This window comes from Sphingomonas sp. DC1600-2, assembly GCF_049897605.1.
Taxonomy (GTDB): Bacteria; Pseudomonadota; Alphaproteobacteria; order Sphingomonadales; family Sphingomonadaceae; genus Sphingomonas.
This window is the reverse complement of sequence record NZ_JAFCWO010000022.1, coordinates 1-15,200: the sequence shown is the minus strand read 5'-3', so window position 1 is coordinate 15,200 and position 15,200 is coordinate 1. Positions and strand designations below refer to the sequence as shown.

The 15,200-nt window shown below is 63.6% G+C and carries 13 protein-coding genes and 1 pseudogene; 12 read left to right on the top strand and 2 right to left on the bottom strand.

Translation table 11 applies throughout. The annotated features are described in order from the left end of the window. Window positions 1-116: 116 nt before the first annotated feature. Together ACP7BL_RS17075 and ACP7BL_RS17070 are read left to right on the top strand one after the other, a co-directional pair. Window positions 117-425: pseudogene (locus tag ACP7BL_RS17075) on the top strand (zincin-like metallopeptidase domain-containing protein); the annotation flags it as partial. After that, window positions 422-793, top strand: coding sequence for a DUF2958 domain-containing protein (locus ACP7BL_RS17070; RefSeq protein ID WP_012047159.1), 372 nt, complete (start codon window positions 422-424; stop codon window positions 791-793). The pseudogene ACP7BL_RS17075 and the gene ACP7BL_RS17070, both read left to right, overlap by 4 nt. Before the next feature lie 123 nt (window positions 794-916). Here ACP7BL_RS17070 and ACP7BL_RS17065 read toward each other — a convergent pair whose 3' ends face one another. Both ACP7BL_RS17065 and ACP7BL_RS17060 read right to left on the bottom strand, forming a co-directional pair. Further along, window positions 917-1,345: a VOC family protein gene (locus tag ACP7BL_RS17065; protein WP_106404419.1), complete on the bottom strand. Its 429-nt coding sequence runs from the start codon at window positions 1,343-1,345 to the stop codon at window positions 917-919. Beyond that, window positions 1,342-2,061 (bottom strand): alpha/beta fold hydrolase, encoded by a 720-nt coding sequence (locus ACP7BL_RS17060; RefSeq protein ID WP_004624783.1) that lies wholly within the window; start codon window positions 2,059-2,061, stop codon window positions 1,342-1,344. Before ACP7BL_RS17060 ends, ACP7BL_RS17065 begins: the two co-directional genes overlap by 4 nt. Window positions 2,062-2,356: 295 nt before the next feature. Here ACP7BL_RS17060 and ACP7BL_RS17055 point away from each other — a divergent pair, with 295 nt between their 5' ends. The 10 genes from ACP7BL_RS17055 to ACP7BL_RS17010 all read left to right on the top strand — a co-directional run bounded on the left by ACP7BL_RS17055 (window position 2,357) and on the right by ACP7BL_RS17010 (window position 15,058). Beyond that, on the top strand, window positions 2,357-2,497 hold the full coding sequence (locus tag ACP7BL_RS17055; protein WP_292923378.1) for a hypothetical protein: 141 nt from the start codon (window positions 2,357-2,359) through the stop codon (window positions 2,495-2,497). Window positions 2,498-2,739: 242 nt separating this feature from the next. Further along, window positions 2,740-4,386: an Nramp family divalent metal transporter gene (locus ACP7BL_RS17050; RefSeq protein ID WP_004624787.1), complete on the top strand. Its 1,647-nt coding sequence runs from the start codon at window positions 2,740-2,742 to the stop codon at window positions 4,384-4,386. Between the two features lie 65 nt (window positions 4,387-4,451). Beyond that, window positions 4,452-5,729, top strand: a complete 1,278-nt coding sequence (locus ACP7BL_RS17045; protein WP_004624788.1) for a magnesium transporter MgtE N-terminal domain-containing protein — start codon at window positions 4,452-4,454, stop codon at window positions 5,727-5,729. Window positions 5,730-5,816: 87 nt separating this feature from the next. Then, window positions 5,817-7,709: a potassium transporter Kup gene (locus ACP7BL_RS17040; protein ID WP_426258871.1), complete on the top strand. Its 1,893-nt coding sequence runs from the start codon at window positions 5,817-5,819 to the stop codon at window positions 7,707-7,709. 92 nt (window positions 7,710-7,801) lie between these two features. Beyond that, the gene (locus ACP7BL_RS17035) at window positions 7,802-8,872 is read left to right on the top strand and encodes a DMT family transporter (RefSeq protein ID WP_012047163.1); all 1,071 of its coding nucleotides are present in this window, start codon (window positions 7,802-7,804) and stop codon (window positions 8,870-8,872) included. Between the two features lie 164 nt (window positions 8,873-9,036). Continuing rightward, window positions 9,037-11,172 carry a ParB/RepB/Spo0J family partition protein gene (locus ACP7BL_RS17030; RefSeq protein WP_191125634.1) on the top strand — a complete coding sequence of 712 codons (2,136 nt, stop codon included), beginning with the start codon at window positions 9,037-9,039 and terminating at the stop codon, window positions 11,170-11,172. 101 nt (window positions 11,173-11,273) lie between these two features. Continuing rightward, on the top strand, window positions 11,274-11,699 hold the full coding sequence (locus tag ACP7BL_RS17025; RefSeq protein WP_012047166.1) for a hypothetical protein: 426 nt from the start codon (window positions 11,274-11,276) through the stop codon (window positions 11,697-11,699). Next, the gene (locus ACP7BL_RS17020) at window positions 11,696-11,938 is read left to right on the top strand and encodes a DUF6117 family protein (RefSeq protein ID WP_012047167.1); all 243 of its coding nucleotides are present in this window, start codon (window positions 11,696-11,698) and stop codon (window positions 11,936-11,938) included. The genes ACP7BL_RS17025 and ACP7BL_RS17020 overlap by 4 nt, the downstream gene beginning before the upstream one ends. Before the next feature lie 147 nt (window positions 11,939-12,085). Then, complete coding sequence (locus ACP7BL_RS17015) at window positions 12,086-12,427, top strand: DUF4326 domain-containing protein (RefSeq protein WP_012047168.1); 342 nt, start codon at window positions 12,086-12,088, stop codon at window positions 12,425-12,427. Window positions 12,428-12,493: 66 nt separating this feature from the next. Continuing rightward, on the top strand, window positions 12,494-15,058 hold the full coding sequence (locus tag ACP7BL_RS17010; protein WP_426258870.1) for a strawberry notch-like NTP hydrolase domain-containing protein: 2,565 nt from the start codon (window positions 12,494-12,496) through the stop codon (window positions 15,056-15,058). The last annotated feature ends 142 nt before the right edge of the window (window positions 15,059-15,200 follow it).

Below are 15,200 nucleotides of genomic sequence, written 5' to 3'. Positions count from 1 at the left end.
CTGATTATGCCGAACTGCCGCATGGCTGACCCACGGAAAACCCCCATTCCGAAAGGCCATGCGGCATAATCCGGATCGCGGCATTATGCCCTTTATGCCGATATCGGCATAAGACCCATGCCACAGGTCACGCCTCGCGAGTCGGCCGCGACCTGTCCGGCTCGTATGGCACGAAGAAATACGCGTTCGAAGAACTGGTCGCCGAGATGAACGCTGCCTTCTGTTGCGCATCGCTCGGCATCGTACCGACCGTGCGGCACGCCGATTACATCGGTTCGTGGCTCGAAGTGCTGCGCGAAGACAATCGCGCCATTGTCCGTGCCGCGTCCCAGGCAAGCAAGGCGGCGGATTGGCTGCTCGGTCTAGTGCCGGCCGACAGCACCGAACTGCAGGCGGAGCCTTCGACTGACAGGAGGGCGGCATGATCCTCCTCACGCCCGAGCTGCGCGAGCAACTCCTCGCCAACGGCCGTGATCGCGACGTCGATCACGTTCCTGTCGTCAAGTTTTTCAACCCGCTCGGCGAAGGCGTCTGGCTCGCGACCGAGCTTGACGCGGACGGCGACACCCTGTTCGGCCTCGCCGATCTCGGTGAGCCCGAGCTGGGCTCATTCAGCCTCGCCGAAATGATCGCGGTCAGGCTTCCGCTCGGTCTCGGCATCGAACGCGACATTCTCTTCGAGGGACTGTTTCCGATCTCGGTCTGGGCCGAAACGGCGCGGCGAACCGGCAGCATCCGGGAAGCCGAGCGCGTACTTCACGCCGTCCATCGATCCAAGCAAGAGGACGGCTGATGCTCGTCCGTCACGGGCAACGGCTAACGCTGTACGAGCACGCGCGCGGCCCGCCTCGCAAAAAGCGCCTCGAGCGCGAATGCTCTGGGACCCTTGAAGCGCTTTCGATGGCGAAATGCCATCCTACGTCATAGCCTCTTTCAAGGACTGCCCAAGACTTATCAAATTCCCCTCGCTGTCGTGAAACCAGCAGCCAAGTTCCGCTGATCCCTTGCTGGGATAGTTGCCGGCGACGTGCGCTATGCCATCGATGGTCTTTAGCCGGCCGCTTTCATACTCGAGAAAGTTGACGCCGCGACGCTTGAGCTCATCGACGACGGAGCGGACGTCGTCAACGGTGATCGCGAGCTGTGTAAAGTCTCCGGCCGATCGGCCGCTTGAGAGGAATATCGAAAACTCACTCGCACCGATACAATAGCGCAGGCCACCGGGGCGTTCCTCCGTTGGCCTCACGCCGAGCTTTTCCAGATACCATCGTCGCGCGCGGTCGAGATCCTGTGCCGGGAGGCGCGTTGCTGCGCTGAGGTATTTCTCTTCCACGGCCAACATCATTCCTCCGCCCGATGTACAGGAAGCCCCTCGATTTGCTCCAGCAGCATCGCAATCTTGGCGGGCTCCGTGAGCATCGCGTCATGTCCCGCCGGCCGTGCGTCAATCATCTCAATCCCAAGAGCCATGGCGTGCTCCGCCTGTTCGGGAATGAGATCTGAAGTCCGAATGTACGCCCTTGGCAAACGGTTGAGAGCCCTCGCAGAGAAGTGGAGGGATTGCGCAAACGTGCGCCACGGTTGCCCCACCAAACGACTGGCCAAGATCACTGCCATCTCCCTATCGAACGATCCAAGTTTCTCGATAGGGATCATCGGAGCGATGCGGTCCTCGACGACCAGCGCTTCGATATCATGTATCGGCGCGAGATCGGCGAAGGATCGCCCATTCGCGCCCACAAAGGCGTCGAGATACACGATCCGCTCTATCCTATCCGGCACACGGTCTGCCACCCCTGTAATCACAAGCCCTCCATAGCTGTGGCCCACCAGCGTTACATCGCGAATGTCCTCTCGAATTATGAGATTGTGCACGTCCTCGATATGGGCATCGAGATCGACGTGAGCGCAAGGTTCGTCGATTGCCATGCCGGATAGTGTCGGCGCCCAAGTTCTGTGACCTCGATCGTCAGCAAGTTGTCGAACCGTCGCCCAACACCAACCGCCGTGCCAAGCACCGTGGACAAACACGAACCGCCGAGATCTGCTCGCGTAAGACATCCTCACCACAATAGGTCGACAAGACGCAGCTTCAAATTGGCTTGCCGCGTCTCACCGACGCCTCCATCGCGGCCCACGGCTGCCGCCCGTCAAGAACGCGAGCCTATCCCCGGCCGCGCGGCCCCCTTCGCAAGCAGCGCCGCGATCGATCATTTCTATACCCGGGTATAGTTGCAATATACCCCTATGGGTATGTATGAAACCCGCGGCGCGCATTGAAGACCAGCAATAATTCACGCTCCGGAATCCAGCCCTGCAAAGGCTGGATTTTTCATTGGCACAGCAAGGGATCGCTATGAACCCGCGACCTAGCGGTCAGGCCGACGATTGCGACAGCAGACGCTCGACGTCTGCACTCGTCTATCGCCGGCTCGGCCACGCTCAGGGCGACGACACGATTGTCGAGAGCCGCGCGAACCACTTCGCGCTGCTTTGATGCGTGCCGCCTCCTGAGCCAGGCATCAGGAGGCAGGAATGACCTACCAATTTTTCAGCGCACGCCTGCGCGGCGCCAGCTCATCGGAGATCCGCCCGCGTCTCGCACTGGCGCGCCGGCGTCTCGGGTGCGGGTGGCGCCAACAACCAAGCTGAGCGCTGCGCTCCATGCGGCGGGCGCCACGGTCGCTCGCCGTCGATACCTAACCCCATACATCAACGCCCATTGGGAAGGCGCTCCTCGTGCTGGCAGACCCGGAAAATCAACGCGACAATCACGCGCGCGCCGCAGTGCTCGATGAAGCGCATATCGGCGACATCAAGGGCGCATTCGGCTCGATCCAACGCGGCGACGAACTGCCGCGCGCGAGCCTCAAAGCCCGCCTCACGACCCTACTGGCTATCATTGGGCCGGGTCTGATCGTCATGGTCGGCGACAACGATGCCGGCGCCTTCGGTACCTACACGCAGGCTGGCCAAGTCTATGGCACGCGCCTGTTGTGGGTACTGCTGGTTCTCGTACCTGTGCTCTACGTCAATCAGGAGATGGTGCTGCGGCTCGGCGTGGTGACCGGCGTCGGTCACGCGCGGCTCATTCTCGAACGCTTCGGCAAGTTCTGGGGCGCCTTCAGCGTCATCGACCTCTTCATCCTGAACGCCCTCACCATCGTCACCGAGTTCATCGGCATCAGTCTGGGCATGGATTACCTGGGCATCCCGAAGATGTTCGGCGTGCCGATCTCCGCGGTACTGATTGTCGCCGCAGCCAGCACAGGGTCGTTCAAGCGTTTTGAGCAAGTCTGCATGGCGCTGGTGGCGGGATCGCTCCTGCTCGTGCCGATCTTTGTGATGGCTCACCCAAGCGGCGGACAGATGCTGCACGATTTCGTCGTTCCCGGCCTGCCGAAGGGCTCGGACCTGTCGGCCGTGGTGCTGCTGATCATCGCCATCATCGGCACCACCATCGCGCCTTGGCAGCTCTTCTTCCAGCAGTCCTACCTGATCGACAAGCGCATCACGCCGCGCTTCATGAACTATGAGCGCACCGACCTGTGGATCGGCATCGCCATCGTGATCATAGGCGCTGCGGCGATCATCGCCTTCACCGCCGCGACCTTCGCCGGCCATCCGGAATTCGGCAATTTCACCGACGCCGAAGGGGTCGCCCAGGGGCTGCAGAAGTATGTTGGCCACGTCGCCGGCGTGCTCTTCGCACTGGCCCTGATTGACGCCTCGATCATCGGCGCCGCGGCTGTGGGGCTTGCGACATCTTATGCCCTGGGCGACGTGCTGGGGCTGAAGCACTCGCTGCATCGTAAGATCTCCGATGCAAAGGGCTTCTACGCCGTCTTTGCCGGTATCCTGTTCGTATCGGCGATTGTCGTTCTGGTCCCCGGTAGTCCGCTAGGCCTGCTGACCGTCGGCGTGCAAGTGTTGGCCGGCGTTCTGTTGCCCTCGGCGACAGTGTTCCTGCTGCTCCTCTGCAACGACACCGAGGTGGTGGGTCCGTGGGTGAATGGACTCTTCGCCAACCTCTTCACATCCGCAGTCATCGCCGTCTTGGTCGTGCTGTCCCTGGTGCTGACCGCCAGCGTGCTGTTCCCCGACATCAGCGCCCAAACCATCATCCTGATCCTGGAGATCGGCGCAGCGGTTTCCGCGGTCAGCGCCGCAGCTTTCTTCACCTACCGGCGCCTGCATCCCGCGGCGCCCAAGGTCGCCGTCGACACCAGCCTCCGCGCTACCTGGCGGATGGCCCCGCTGGCGCTCCTTAAGGCGCCGCAGCTCTCCGCCGAGGTGCGGATCGGTCTGACTGTCCTCCGCACCTATCTGTTGATCGCGATGATCCTGGTGATCGTTCGTGTCGTGGAGGTTGCCCTTGGCCACTGACCCTGCCGTCACCAGCCTTCTCGCCAAGGCATTCCACCGGGCTCATCCTGTTGAAGAGGTTTGCCATGACTCCTAACGCCACCGATGCCCCTCATGCGCCCGTCCACGAGACGGTCTCCCTGGTCTCCATGTTCAAGCATGGCGTCGTGGACGCCAACGGCGCCCCGGCCGGCCGCCTGGAAGACGTTGTCGCCGTCTTGCGGGACAATGACTATCCACTGCTGAAAGGCCTCCTGGTCGGCAGCGGCCCGGTATTCGTGCCGATGGCGGACGTCATCGAGATCAAGCCCGATGGCGCTGTGCGGATCGCGGCGGGAGAACGACGACCCTTCTCACAAGAGGCTGGGGAAACGCTGCTGAAGGCCGAGATGCTCGGCCGGCGTCTGGTCGATCTGCCGCGCGGCGTGTTGGTCAAGGCGCACGACGTGCGCTTCGACGCAACCCCGTCGGGTTGGCGCATGGTCAGCGTGGACGTGCACAAGCATAGCTGGCTGCACTTCGGCTCGCATGAGCACCACCCGGCCCGGGACTGGCACGACTTCCTGCCGCTCACCCGCGACGCAGCGCAGGCCAGATCTACATCATCGCTCGGCCGCATCGAGGCGCTGAAGCCGGCTCAGATCGCCGATATTATTGAACGCGCTCCGAGCCAAGAGCAGGATGTCTTGCTGGCTTTGGTGCATACGGATCCCAGCCTGGAAGCCAATGTCTTCGAGGAGTTGGACGATGACAAGCAGGCGCAACTGCTGAAATCGCGCAACGACGACGAGGTGGCCGACGTACTGTCGCGCATGCGCGCCGACGACGCGGCCGACGCGATCATGGAGTTGCCGCAGGAACGCCGACAGAACGTGCTCGATCGTCTCCCGACGGCGACGAAGATGAAGGTCAGCATGCTGCTCGGCTTTAATTCGGCGACGGCGGGCGGCCTGATGGGCGCCGATTTCCTCGCCGTGCCGGAGGATCGCACGATCGGCGATGCGCTTGAGCAACTGCGAACACTGACAACCGTGCAGCCCGAGGCCTTGGTGACGATTCACAGCCTGAATGCGGACGGCGCCTTGGCCGGAACGCTAAGCGTTGTGCGCGCCCTGCAACTTAGTCCCTCGACGTTACTTCGCGACGCAGTCGACGCGCGCGCAATCGTCGCATCGCCTGATGACGACATCATTGCGGTCACCACGCGGATGGCTGACTTCAACTTGTTGAGCTTGCCGGTTGTTGATGCCGAGGGGAAATTGCTGGGGTTGGTGACCGTAGACGACGCGCTGGAAGCCGCCATCCCGCAGGACTGGGCCCGGCGCGAGGGGGCAAGTGGCTCGCCGCAACGCCGACTGGGATGATGTCCGACACCCACGGATTCCAGCCCAACGAGACGACCATCCTCGTCTTCCTCCATGCTGCGGGCCACCGCCCTACATGAATGGCTCATGACCCCCACTGTCGCCCAGGACGTATCCACACGCACCCGCGAACCCCAGCATTGGGCGGCGCTCGGCGCGCTAGGCATCGTCTATGGCGATCTCGGCACCAGCCCGCTCTACACTCTCCAGACCGTCGTCCAAGCAACCGGCGGACATTTCACGACCGCCAGCGCGCTAGGCATCCTGTCGCTGCTCGTCTGGACCCTGATCATCACCATTTCGATCAAATATTGTCTGTTCGTCATGCGCGCCGACAACCATGGGGAAGGCGGAATCCTTGCCCTGATGTCGCTGGTCGGCGCCAACAGATTCAAAGGGACCGCCAAAATCCTGGCCGTCATGGGCCTGCTCGGCGCGGCCTTGCTCTATGGCGACGGCGTCATCACGCCGGCCATCTCGGTGCTCAGCGCGCTCGAAGGTGTCAATGTCGTGACGGGTTCGCTCAAGCCCTTCGTCATGCCGGCGGCCGTCGCCATCCTGATTGTCTTCTTCGCAGCCCAGCGGTTCGGCACGGCTAGAATTGGCGCCGCCTTCGGCCCGATCATGCTGCTCTGGTTTCTTGTTATCGCGGTCCTTGGGCTCACCGGGATCGTTCGCAATCCCAGCGTCCTCACCGCCCTCGATCCGCGTCACGCAATCGGCTTCCTGGCCCATAGCGGAGGAAACGGGATGCTGGTGCTCGGCGGCGTCTTCCTCTGCATCACCGGGGGCGAGGCGCTTTACGCCGACATGGGACACTTCGGGCCCGGCCCCATACGCCTGTCCTGGTACGCGATCGTGCTGCCGTCGCTGCTGCTCAGCTACGCCGGACAGACCGCCTTGCTCATCCAGAAGGGTACGATCGAAGGCAATCCGTTCTTTCAGCTTTGCCCCACATGGGGAGTCTATCCGCTTGTGTTCCTGGCGATGATTGCCACCATCATCGCCAGCCAGTCGATCATCACGGGTTCGTTCTCGATGACACGGCAGGCGATGCAACTCGGCTGGCTGCCCGGCTTTCATATTCGCCAGACGTCCGACAAAGTTTACGGCCAGATCTACGTGCCCGTCGTAAACTGGATGATGATGGTAGCGACCATCGGGATCACCATCGCCTTCGGCAGTTCCGACAGGCTTGCCGGCGCCTACGGCACGGCGGTGTCGACAACGATGCTGCTGACCACCTGCCTGCTCTTCACGGCTATGCGGAAAACATGGCGTTGGCCGCTCGCGGTTTCGATCCTAATCGCCGGACTCTTCCTGATCGTCGATGTCGGGTTCTTTGGCGCCAATCTGCTGAAGATCGCCGAAGGCGGCTGGCTGCCCCTGACCTTCGGCGCGCTCGTCTTCTTCCTGATGCTGACCTGGCGGTCGGGGATCGATGCGGTTCGCGAGAGCCTGGCGCAAGCGTCGGAAGCACCCGAAAGATTTGTCGCTGACTTGGCCGCCGGCAAGGTGCCCCGTGTCCCCGGCACGGCGATCTTCCTGACCCGGACCTATCAGAAAATCCCGCCGCTGCTGATCGACCACGTCAAACACATGGGCGCCCTCCATCAGTCGGTAATCGCCTTGACGATTCTGTTCGAGGAATCGCCGCGCATCGATGATGAGGAGCGCTGTGGCGTAGAAAAGATTGCCGACGGGATCTGGCGCGTGACGATGCGCTTTGGCTTCGTCGAAATACCAGACCTCACCGCCGCTCTGAAGCGGGTTAAGGGTCTCGATCCGTCGATCGATCTCGATCACGCCATTTATTTCGCGACACGCGATATTATCGTTGCAAGGGCCGGAAGCTCGCTGTTTGCGCATTGGCGTCTTCCAGTGTTCGCCTTTCTTTATCGCAATGCCGTAAAGGTGGTTGATCGCTTCAGCTTGCCGCCCGACCGCGTCGTGGAAATCGCGCGGCAGATCGAGTTGTAAGTCATCCCCGTCAAGTGCTCAGACAAGACAGTCCCGCCGTCGATGCAGCGAAGAAGGAGGTGGACACACCTCTATTCTGCTAAGCTTGCGGCATGACACAGTCGCGCTCTCCCCTCTGGCCAGGCGTGCCACTGGCGCTCATATCGGCAGTGCTCTTCGGTGCCTCGGCGCCATTCGCGAAGCTCTTGCTCGGCTCGATGCCGCCGCAGCTCCTCGCCGGACTGCTCTATCTCGGGGCCGGCATCGGTCTGGTGGCCATCATCGCTAGCAGAGCAGCCTTCGGCGCTCCGGCTCCGGAGGCGCCCCTACGGCGCCATGACCTCCCCTGGCTCGCGGCCGTCGTCCTATGCGGCGGGGTAGCCGGACCGCTCCTCTTGATGTTGGGGTTGGCGCGTACGTCCGCCGCCTCCGGGTCCCTACTACTGAACTTGGAAGGGCTCGCGACCATGGCGATCGCGTGGGTCGTGTTCCGGGAAAACGTGGATCGGCGGCTAATGCTGGGCGCCTTCGCCATCCTTGCGGGAGCGGCGATCCTCGCGTGGAATGGAACAGGTGTACGCATCGACGCGGGCGGTGCCTTTATCGCCGTCGCGTGCCTAGCGTGGGGCATCGACAATAATCTGACGCGCAAACTGTCTTTGGCCGATCCGGTGATCACGGCGGCCATCAAGGGTATCGCGGCCGGCAGTACGAACGTCGCCTTGGCGATGGTGCTTGGCGCGCATCTGCCGACGCCGACCACGATCGCGGCCGCGGCCGCCGTCGGCTTCCTCGGCGTCGGTGTAAGCCTCGTTCTTTTCATGCTTGCGCTTCGCAACCTCGGAGCCGCACGCACCGGCGCCTACTTCTCGCTGGCGCCTTTCATTGGGGCGATCATCGCCGTGGTTCTGCTAGGCGAGCCTTTGACGATCCAATTGATCGCCGCCGGAATGCTGATGATGGTGGGGCTCTGGCTTCACCTCGCGGAGCGGCATGAGCATGAGCATCTACACGATGCCCTAGCGCACGAGCATGTGCACGTGCACGACGAGCACCACCAACATGAGCATGATGGTCTGGTAACAGAACCGCATTCGCATTGGCATCGGCACGCACCCTTGCGCCACGGTCACGCCCATTACCCCGACCTGCATCATCGGCATACGCACGTCCAGGCAAAATGACTGTTCCCGACGACAGTCATCGGCGGTGAGACTTGGGTCTGGCCGGGAAGGCTGCGGCGATGTCCGGGGCGAAAACCCATAAGAGGAAGAGGGCTGCGCCGGTCTTCGCGGCGGGTTGAAAGCCGAGAGAGAGTCTTTCGGCGCCCGTCGCGGAGTAAGTCCCGATGGCCAGTGCCGTTCAGAAGATCACCCTGTCGTCCTCGCGCGACATCCCCCTCAACAAGCTCATCCTCTCCCAGTCGAATGTCCGGCGCGTGAAGGCCGGCGTCTCGATCGAGGATCTCGCGGCGGATATCGCCCGTCGCGGCTGCCTGCTCCAGAGCCTCAATGTCCGCCCGGTTCTTGATGAGGAGGGCGTCGAGACAGGTATGTTCGAAGTGCCTGCCGGTGGCCGGCGCTTCCAGGCGTTGCAGCTCCTCGTCAAGCAGAAGCGCCTTACCAAGACCGCGCCCGTGCCCTGCGTAGTCCGCGATCCCTCCACCAAGATCCTCGCCGAGGACGACTCGCTGGCTGAGAACGTCCAGCGCGTGCCGCTACACCCGCTCGATCAATTCCGCGCCTTCCAGACCCTGCGCGACAAGGGCCTATGCGACGAAGACATCGCGGCCGCCTATTTCGTCGGCGTCAATGTCGTCAAGCAGCGCCTGCGCATCGCCGCGGTGTCGGAGAAGCTTCTCGACATCTATGCCGAGGATGGCATGTCGCTCGAGCAGCTCATGGCGTTCACCGTGACAACGGACCATGCGCGCCAGCTCCAGGTCTGGGACGCGCTCCAGCGGTCCTACAGCCAGGAGCCTTATCAGATCCGGCGCATGCTGACGGAGAAAACCGTCCGCGCGTCGGATCGCCGCGTGCTGTTCGTCGGCATCGGCGCCTACGAGAACGCGGGCGGTGTCGTCATGCGCGATCTCTTCCAGCAGGACGACGGTGGCTGGCTTGAAAATATCGGGCTTCTCGAAACCCTTGTCGCCGAAAAACTGAAGACCGACGCGGAACATATCGCCACCGAGGGCTGGAAATGGATCGAGGTCGCAGTGGACTTCCCCTACGGTCACGACCACGGCCTGCGCGAGCTCGACGGCATACCGGCCGATCTCACCGACGACGAACGTGCCACGCGTGAAGCGCTGCGCACCGAGTTCGATCAGCTTCAGGCGCAATACGAAGATGCCGACGAACTGCCCGACGAGGTCGACCAGCGCCTCAGCGAGATCGAAACCGCGCTTGAGGCGTTCGAGTCGCGACCGCACGTCTTCGATCCGGCCGACATCTCCCGGGCCGGGGTGTTTGTCAGCATCGCTCACGACGGCCAGCTCCAGGTCGATCGTGGCTATGTTCGCCCCGAGGATGAAGCTCCAGTCGTCGAGCCCGGTCAGGAAGACCGCGACGATCTCGAGCAGGTTAGGATCGACAACGACACGTCGCCGGTTCAGCGTGTCGTCATCACCATCGGCGGCCAGGCCGAGCCGGAAGACGATGAGGACGACGTCGTTAAGCCGTTGCCGGATCGGCTGCTTAGCGAACTGACCGCGTACCGCACGCTGGCGCTGCGGGATGCCGTGGCGAACAATCCGCATGTCGCGATGACGGCGCTCCTGCACAAACTCTGCCTCGACGCCTTCCAGCACACAGCGACAGGCAACTGTCTCGAAGCGTCGGTGCGGCACGTGTTCTTCTCGATCCAGTCTGCCGACCTCAAGGAAAGCCCGTCCGCCAAGGCGGTCACCGAACGGCACGATGCCTGGAAGGCCGACATGCCGAAGGATGAAGCCGCGCTCTGGGATTGGCTCGCCGCACTGGACGACGCCAGCCGGGCCGCACTGCTGGCGCACTGCGTCTCTTTCGGCGTCAACGCGCTCTACGAGAAAGGCGATCGCTATGGCGGTCCCGGTCTCTCCGTTCACGGCGTCCAACATCGTCTCGCCCAGGCTGACCGCCTCGCACGGGCCGTCGGGCTCGACATGGTCGACGCCGGTTGGCGGCCAACGGTCGAGAATTATCTCGGCCGCGTCACCAAGCCTCGTATCCTCGAAGCGGTGCGCGAGGCGAACGGCGAGCAGTCGGCGCAGCTCATCGACCATCTGAAGAAGGCGGACATGGCGAAGGAGGCCGAACGGCTGCTCAACGGCACCGGCTGGCTGCCCGAGCCGCTCCGGTCTTCCGAAGCGACGACTGCCGACATCGGCGATGCCGACGCCAACGGCGGCGAAGAGGAAGCACTGCCCGCCTTTCTCGCCGACGGTGAAGACACAGCCAGCGAAGACGAGACCGACGCGCCAGTCGTGATCGCCGCCGAGTAACGCCCAGGAGCGGGGCGGCATGAGTCGCCCCGCTTACTTCTCTCCATCGAATTCCCTCCGCCCGGCCATCGCGCTGGGCGATTTCGTTTCAGGAGGCCATCATGGCTGATTTCTTCACGCACTTCTCATGCGTGCTCGATGTCGGCACGCCCGACAACGCGGCGCGCGCGCTCGAACTCTATAATGCGCTGATGGAAGAGAACGCCCGGGAAGACCCGCCCTCGGATGCTTTTCTGCTCTCCATCCAGCCCGAACACGGCGGCGCCGTGCTGTGGATCCGTGATGATGTCACGGGCGATCCGCAAACAGTCATCACCTTCGTCCTTCGTTGTGCGGAGATCTTCGATCTCAAGGGTCGCTGGGGTTTTCAATGGGCCAACACATGCTCCCGGCCCCGCATCGACGCCTTCAGCGGCGGGGCCCATTGTCTCGATCTCGCCACCCGCGAGACGATCGCATGGACCGACACGCGCGGCTGGCTCGCGCGGACTTTGTCGCCGGGCCGCGGAAAGCGCGGTGCGCGATGAGCATTCCCGATCACGCGCGCGCCAACTTTCAGACGCTGCTCCACGCTGCGGCAGACGGCAACCTCGCCCTCATGGAATGTGCCGATGCAGCGACCGGCGAGACCCGTTACGTCATCTGCGCCGTCGGACGCGATGGCGCGGATTTCCTGTTCACGCCCTTTGGCCACCTAGCCGATGGCAATCCCTACGACGCCTATGTGCCGCCGTCTGAGAACCTATCGGACGAATCAGCCTCCTGACACCCCGCGTCGTGACCTGTCTGGACGCGGCGGCCCGTCGGTCAACGGGCAAGCCGTTTCCGCATCGCGCGCGATGCGTGACCGCCAGGCCTTGACCGCATCCCGGTCGCCAGCCCCGTCGCAACGGAGATCAGGAGGCGGTCTACAATGTACAGGGTTCTCAACAAGCATCACGCAGGCGTGCCGGCGAGCGCCGTCTATGTCGGGCGCGGCTCGAAATGGGGCAATCCTTTCCGAATTGGCCCCGACGGCGACCGCGCCGCCGTCATCGCGAAGTACGAGCGCTGGCTCGCAGACCAGCATCATCTCCTGCGCGCGCTCGACGAGCTTCGCGGCTGCGATCTCGTCTGCTTCTGCGCGCCGCGACCATGCCACGGCGATTTCTTGCTGCGGCTCGCGAACGCGACACGCGAAGCGCGGATCGCGTGGTGGCGCGGCGTCAAGGCTGGCGGGATGACGAGAGGGAGAGTGTGGCCGGGACGGGTTTGAGCCGGTGCGGACCAGAGAGAGCGCCGGCCGGCTCGCCCGTGTCCAGCTCTCCCGAGGTCCCTTCCCATGTCGCATCCTTCCGCAGCGGCCGATCCGACGGCCGCGCCAATCCCGTGCACTCCCACGGTAGCTCCTGCGCCACGCCTCGCCGAGGCCGCGCAGCTTCTTCTTCCCCACCTTGAGCAAGGCCGGCGCGTCGACGCCGCCATTTTGCGTGCGGCGATGGAGCAAGCCCTCGGCCGCTCCGACACGTCCGGCGCCTGGGACTGGAAGACGGCCTACGACGCCTGCGAGGCAGCATCCGTCCTGTTTCTGCGCAAATACGGCAAGCCGATTTTCCGTAAAGCCGGTTCTGCGTCGGCAGCGCTGCCGCAGTTCGTGAAGCTCGTGAGCCTTCTTCCCACCCATACGCGGCGGTCAGAGGAGAGCCAGGCGCTCCAGCAATTCTCGACGCCGATCCCGCTCGGCCTCGCCGCGCTCTGTGCCGCCGCCATCACACCTGGCGACCACGTGCTTGAACCATCAGCAGGCACCGGCCTTCTCGCCATTCTGGCGGAAATCGCCGGCGGCGCGCTCGCACTCAACGAGTTGGCCGAGGCCCGCGCCGCGTTGCTCTCCTCCCTCTTTCCGGCCGTCCCCGTGACGCGGTTCGATGCTGCGCAGATCGACGATCATCTTGGCTCCACGATCGATCCGACCGTCGTCCTTATGAACCCGCCATTCTCGGCGATGGCGAATGTCAGTGGCCGGATGGCAGATGCCGCCTACCGCCATGTGGCCTCGGCGTTGGCACGTCTCGCCGACGGCGGGCGGCTTGTCGCGATCACCGGCGCGAACTTCGGCCCGGAAACGCCGGCGTGGCGCGACGCCTTCGTCCGTCTGCAGGAGCGCGGCACTGTCGTCTTCACCGCGGCGGTCGACGGCGCAGTCTACGCGAAGCATGGCACGACAATCGACACGCGGCTGATGGTCATCGACAAGATGCCCGCGTCCGATCCGGCTCAGTTTCCAGCGTCCGCCGGCATCGCGCCGGACATCGCCACGCTGCTCGGCTGGATCACCAAGCATGTTCCCCCGCGCCGCCCGGTCGCCAGATCACTCGCCGCGCCGACCGCCGTCGGCGTCGCCACGCCTCGCAGCGTTCGCGGCTATCTCGCCCGCGCCGCCTCGCGGCAACCGGCCGCCGCGCTTGCGGACCCTGCAGGCGTTGAGCTTTCCTACGAGATCCTCGAATGGGCGCCGCCCGAGGGCGCCCGCCTCACCGATGCGCTTTATGAAGAATACGGATTGCAGTCGATCCGTATTCCCGGCTCGCAGGCGCATCCGACCAAACTCGTGCAATCGGCCGCGATGGCGTCGGTTGCACCGCCGAAGCCCTCCTATAGGCCGCATCTTCCAGTGAACCTCGTCACGGGCGGCCTGCTATCCGACGCGCAGCTCGAGAGCGTCATTTACGCCGGCGAAGCGCACGGCGATTTCCTCGCCGGCGCATGGACCGTGGACGAAACCTTCGATCTCGTCACCGCCGCACGCGACGACGCCGAGACGTCCGTACGCTTCCGTCGCGGCTGGTTCCTCGGCGATGGCACCGGCGCCGGCAAGGGCCGCCAAGTCGCCGGCATCCTGCTCGACAATTGGCTGAAGGGTCGTCGGCGTGCGCTGTGGATCAGCAAGTCCGACAAGCTGATCGAGGATGCGCAGCGCGACTGGTCGGCGCTCGGCATGGAACGTCTGCTCGTCACGCCGCTCTCTCGATTCCGCCAGGGCACGCCGATCCGCCTCGCAGAAGGCATCCTATTTACGACCTACGCGACGCTACGCACCGATGAGCGCGGCGAGAAGCTTTCGCGTGTCCGGCAGATCGTCGAATGGTTGGGGGCCGATTTCGACGGAGTGATCATTTTCGACGAGTCTCATGCCATGCAGAATGCCGCGGGCGGCAAGGGCGAACGCGGCGACCAGGCACCCTCGCAGCAGGGGCGCGCCGGCCTACGGCTGCAGCACGCGCTGCCGAATGCGCGGGTTGTCTACGTCTCCGCGACAGGCGCCACCACCGTTCACAATCTTGCATATGCCCAGCGCCTTGGCCTCTGGGGCGGTGAGGACTTTCCGTTCGCGACACGCGCCGAGTTTGTCGAGGCGATCGAAGACGGTGGTGTCGCGGCGATGGAGGTCCTGGCGCGCGACCTTCGCGCACTCGGCCTCTATGCCGCCCGTTCGCTCTCCTATGAGGACGTCGAATACGAGTTGATCGAACACGAGCTCACGCCGGAGCAAATCCGCATCTACGATGCCTATGCCGGCGCTTTCTCGATCATCCACAACAACCTCGATGCCGCGATGCAGGCCGCCAACATCACCGGTGACAGCGGCACGCTGAACGCGCAGGCGAAATCCGCCGCGCGCTCGGCGTTCGAGTCGGCCAAGCAGCGCTTCTTCGGCCACCTGCTCACCTCGATGAAAACGCCCTCGCTGGTCCGCTCGATAGAGCGCGATCTCGAGGCCGGCCACGCATCCGTGGTCCAGATCGTCTCGACCGGCGAAGCGCTGATGGAGCGCCGGCTCGCGGAGATCCCGACTGAGGATTGGGGCGACGTCCAGGTCGACATCACACCGCGTGAGTTTCTGTAATGTTGAGCTCAACATTAGATATATTCTTTGCAGTCGCAGTTTATGTCGAGCGTGGCGGCAGGAGGCGCAGGTTTCCTTCGGTTTTCCATGATTTCGCTCCAGATAATATATGAGGATCAGGGGAATGTCTGGGGACGGGTCA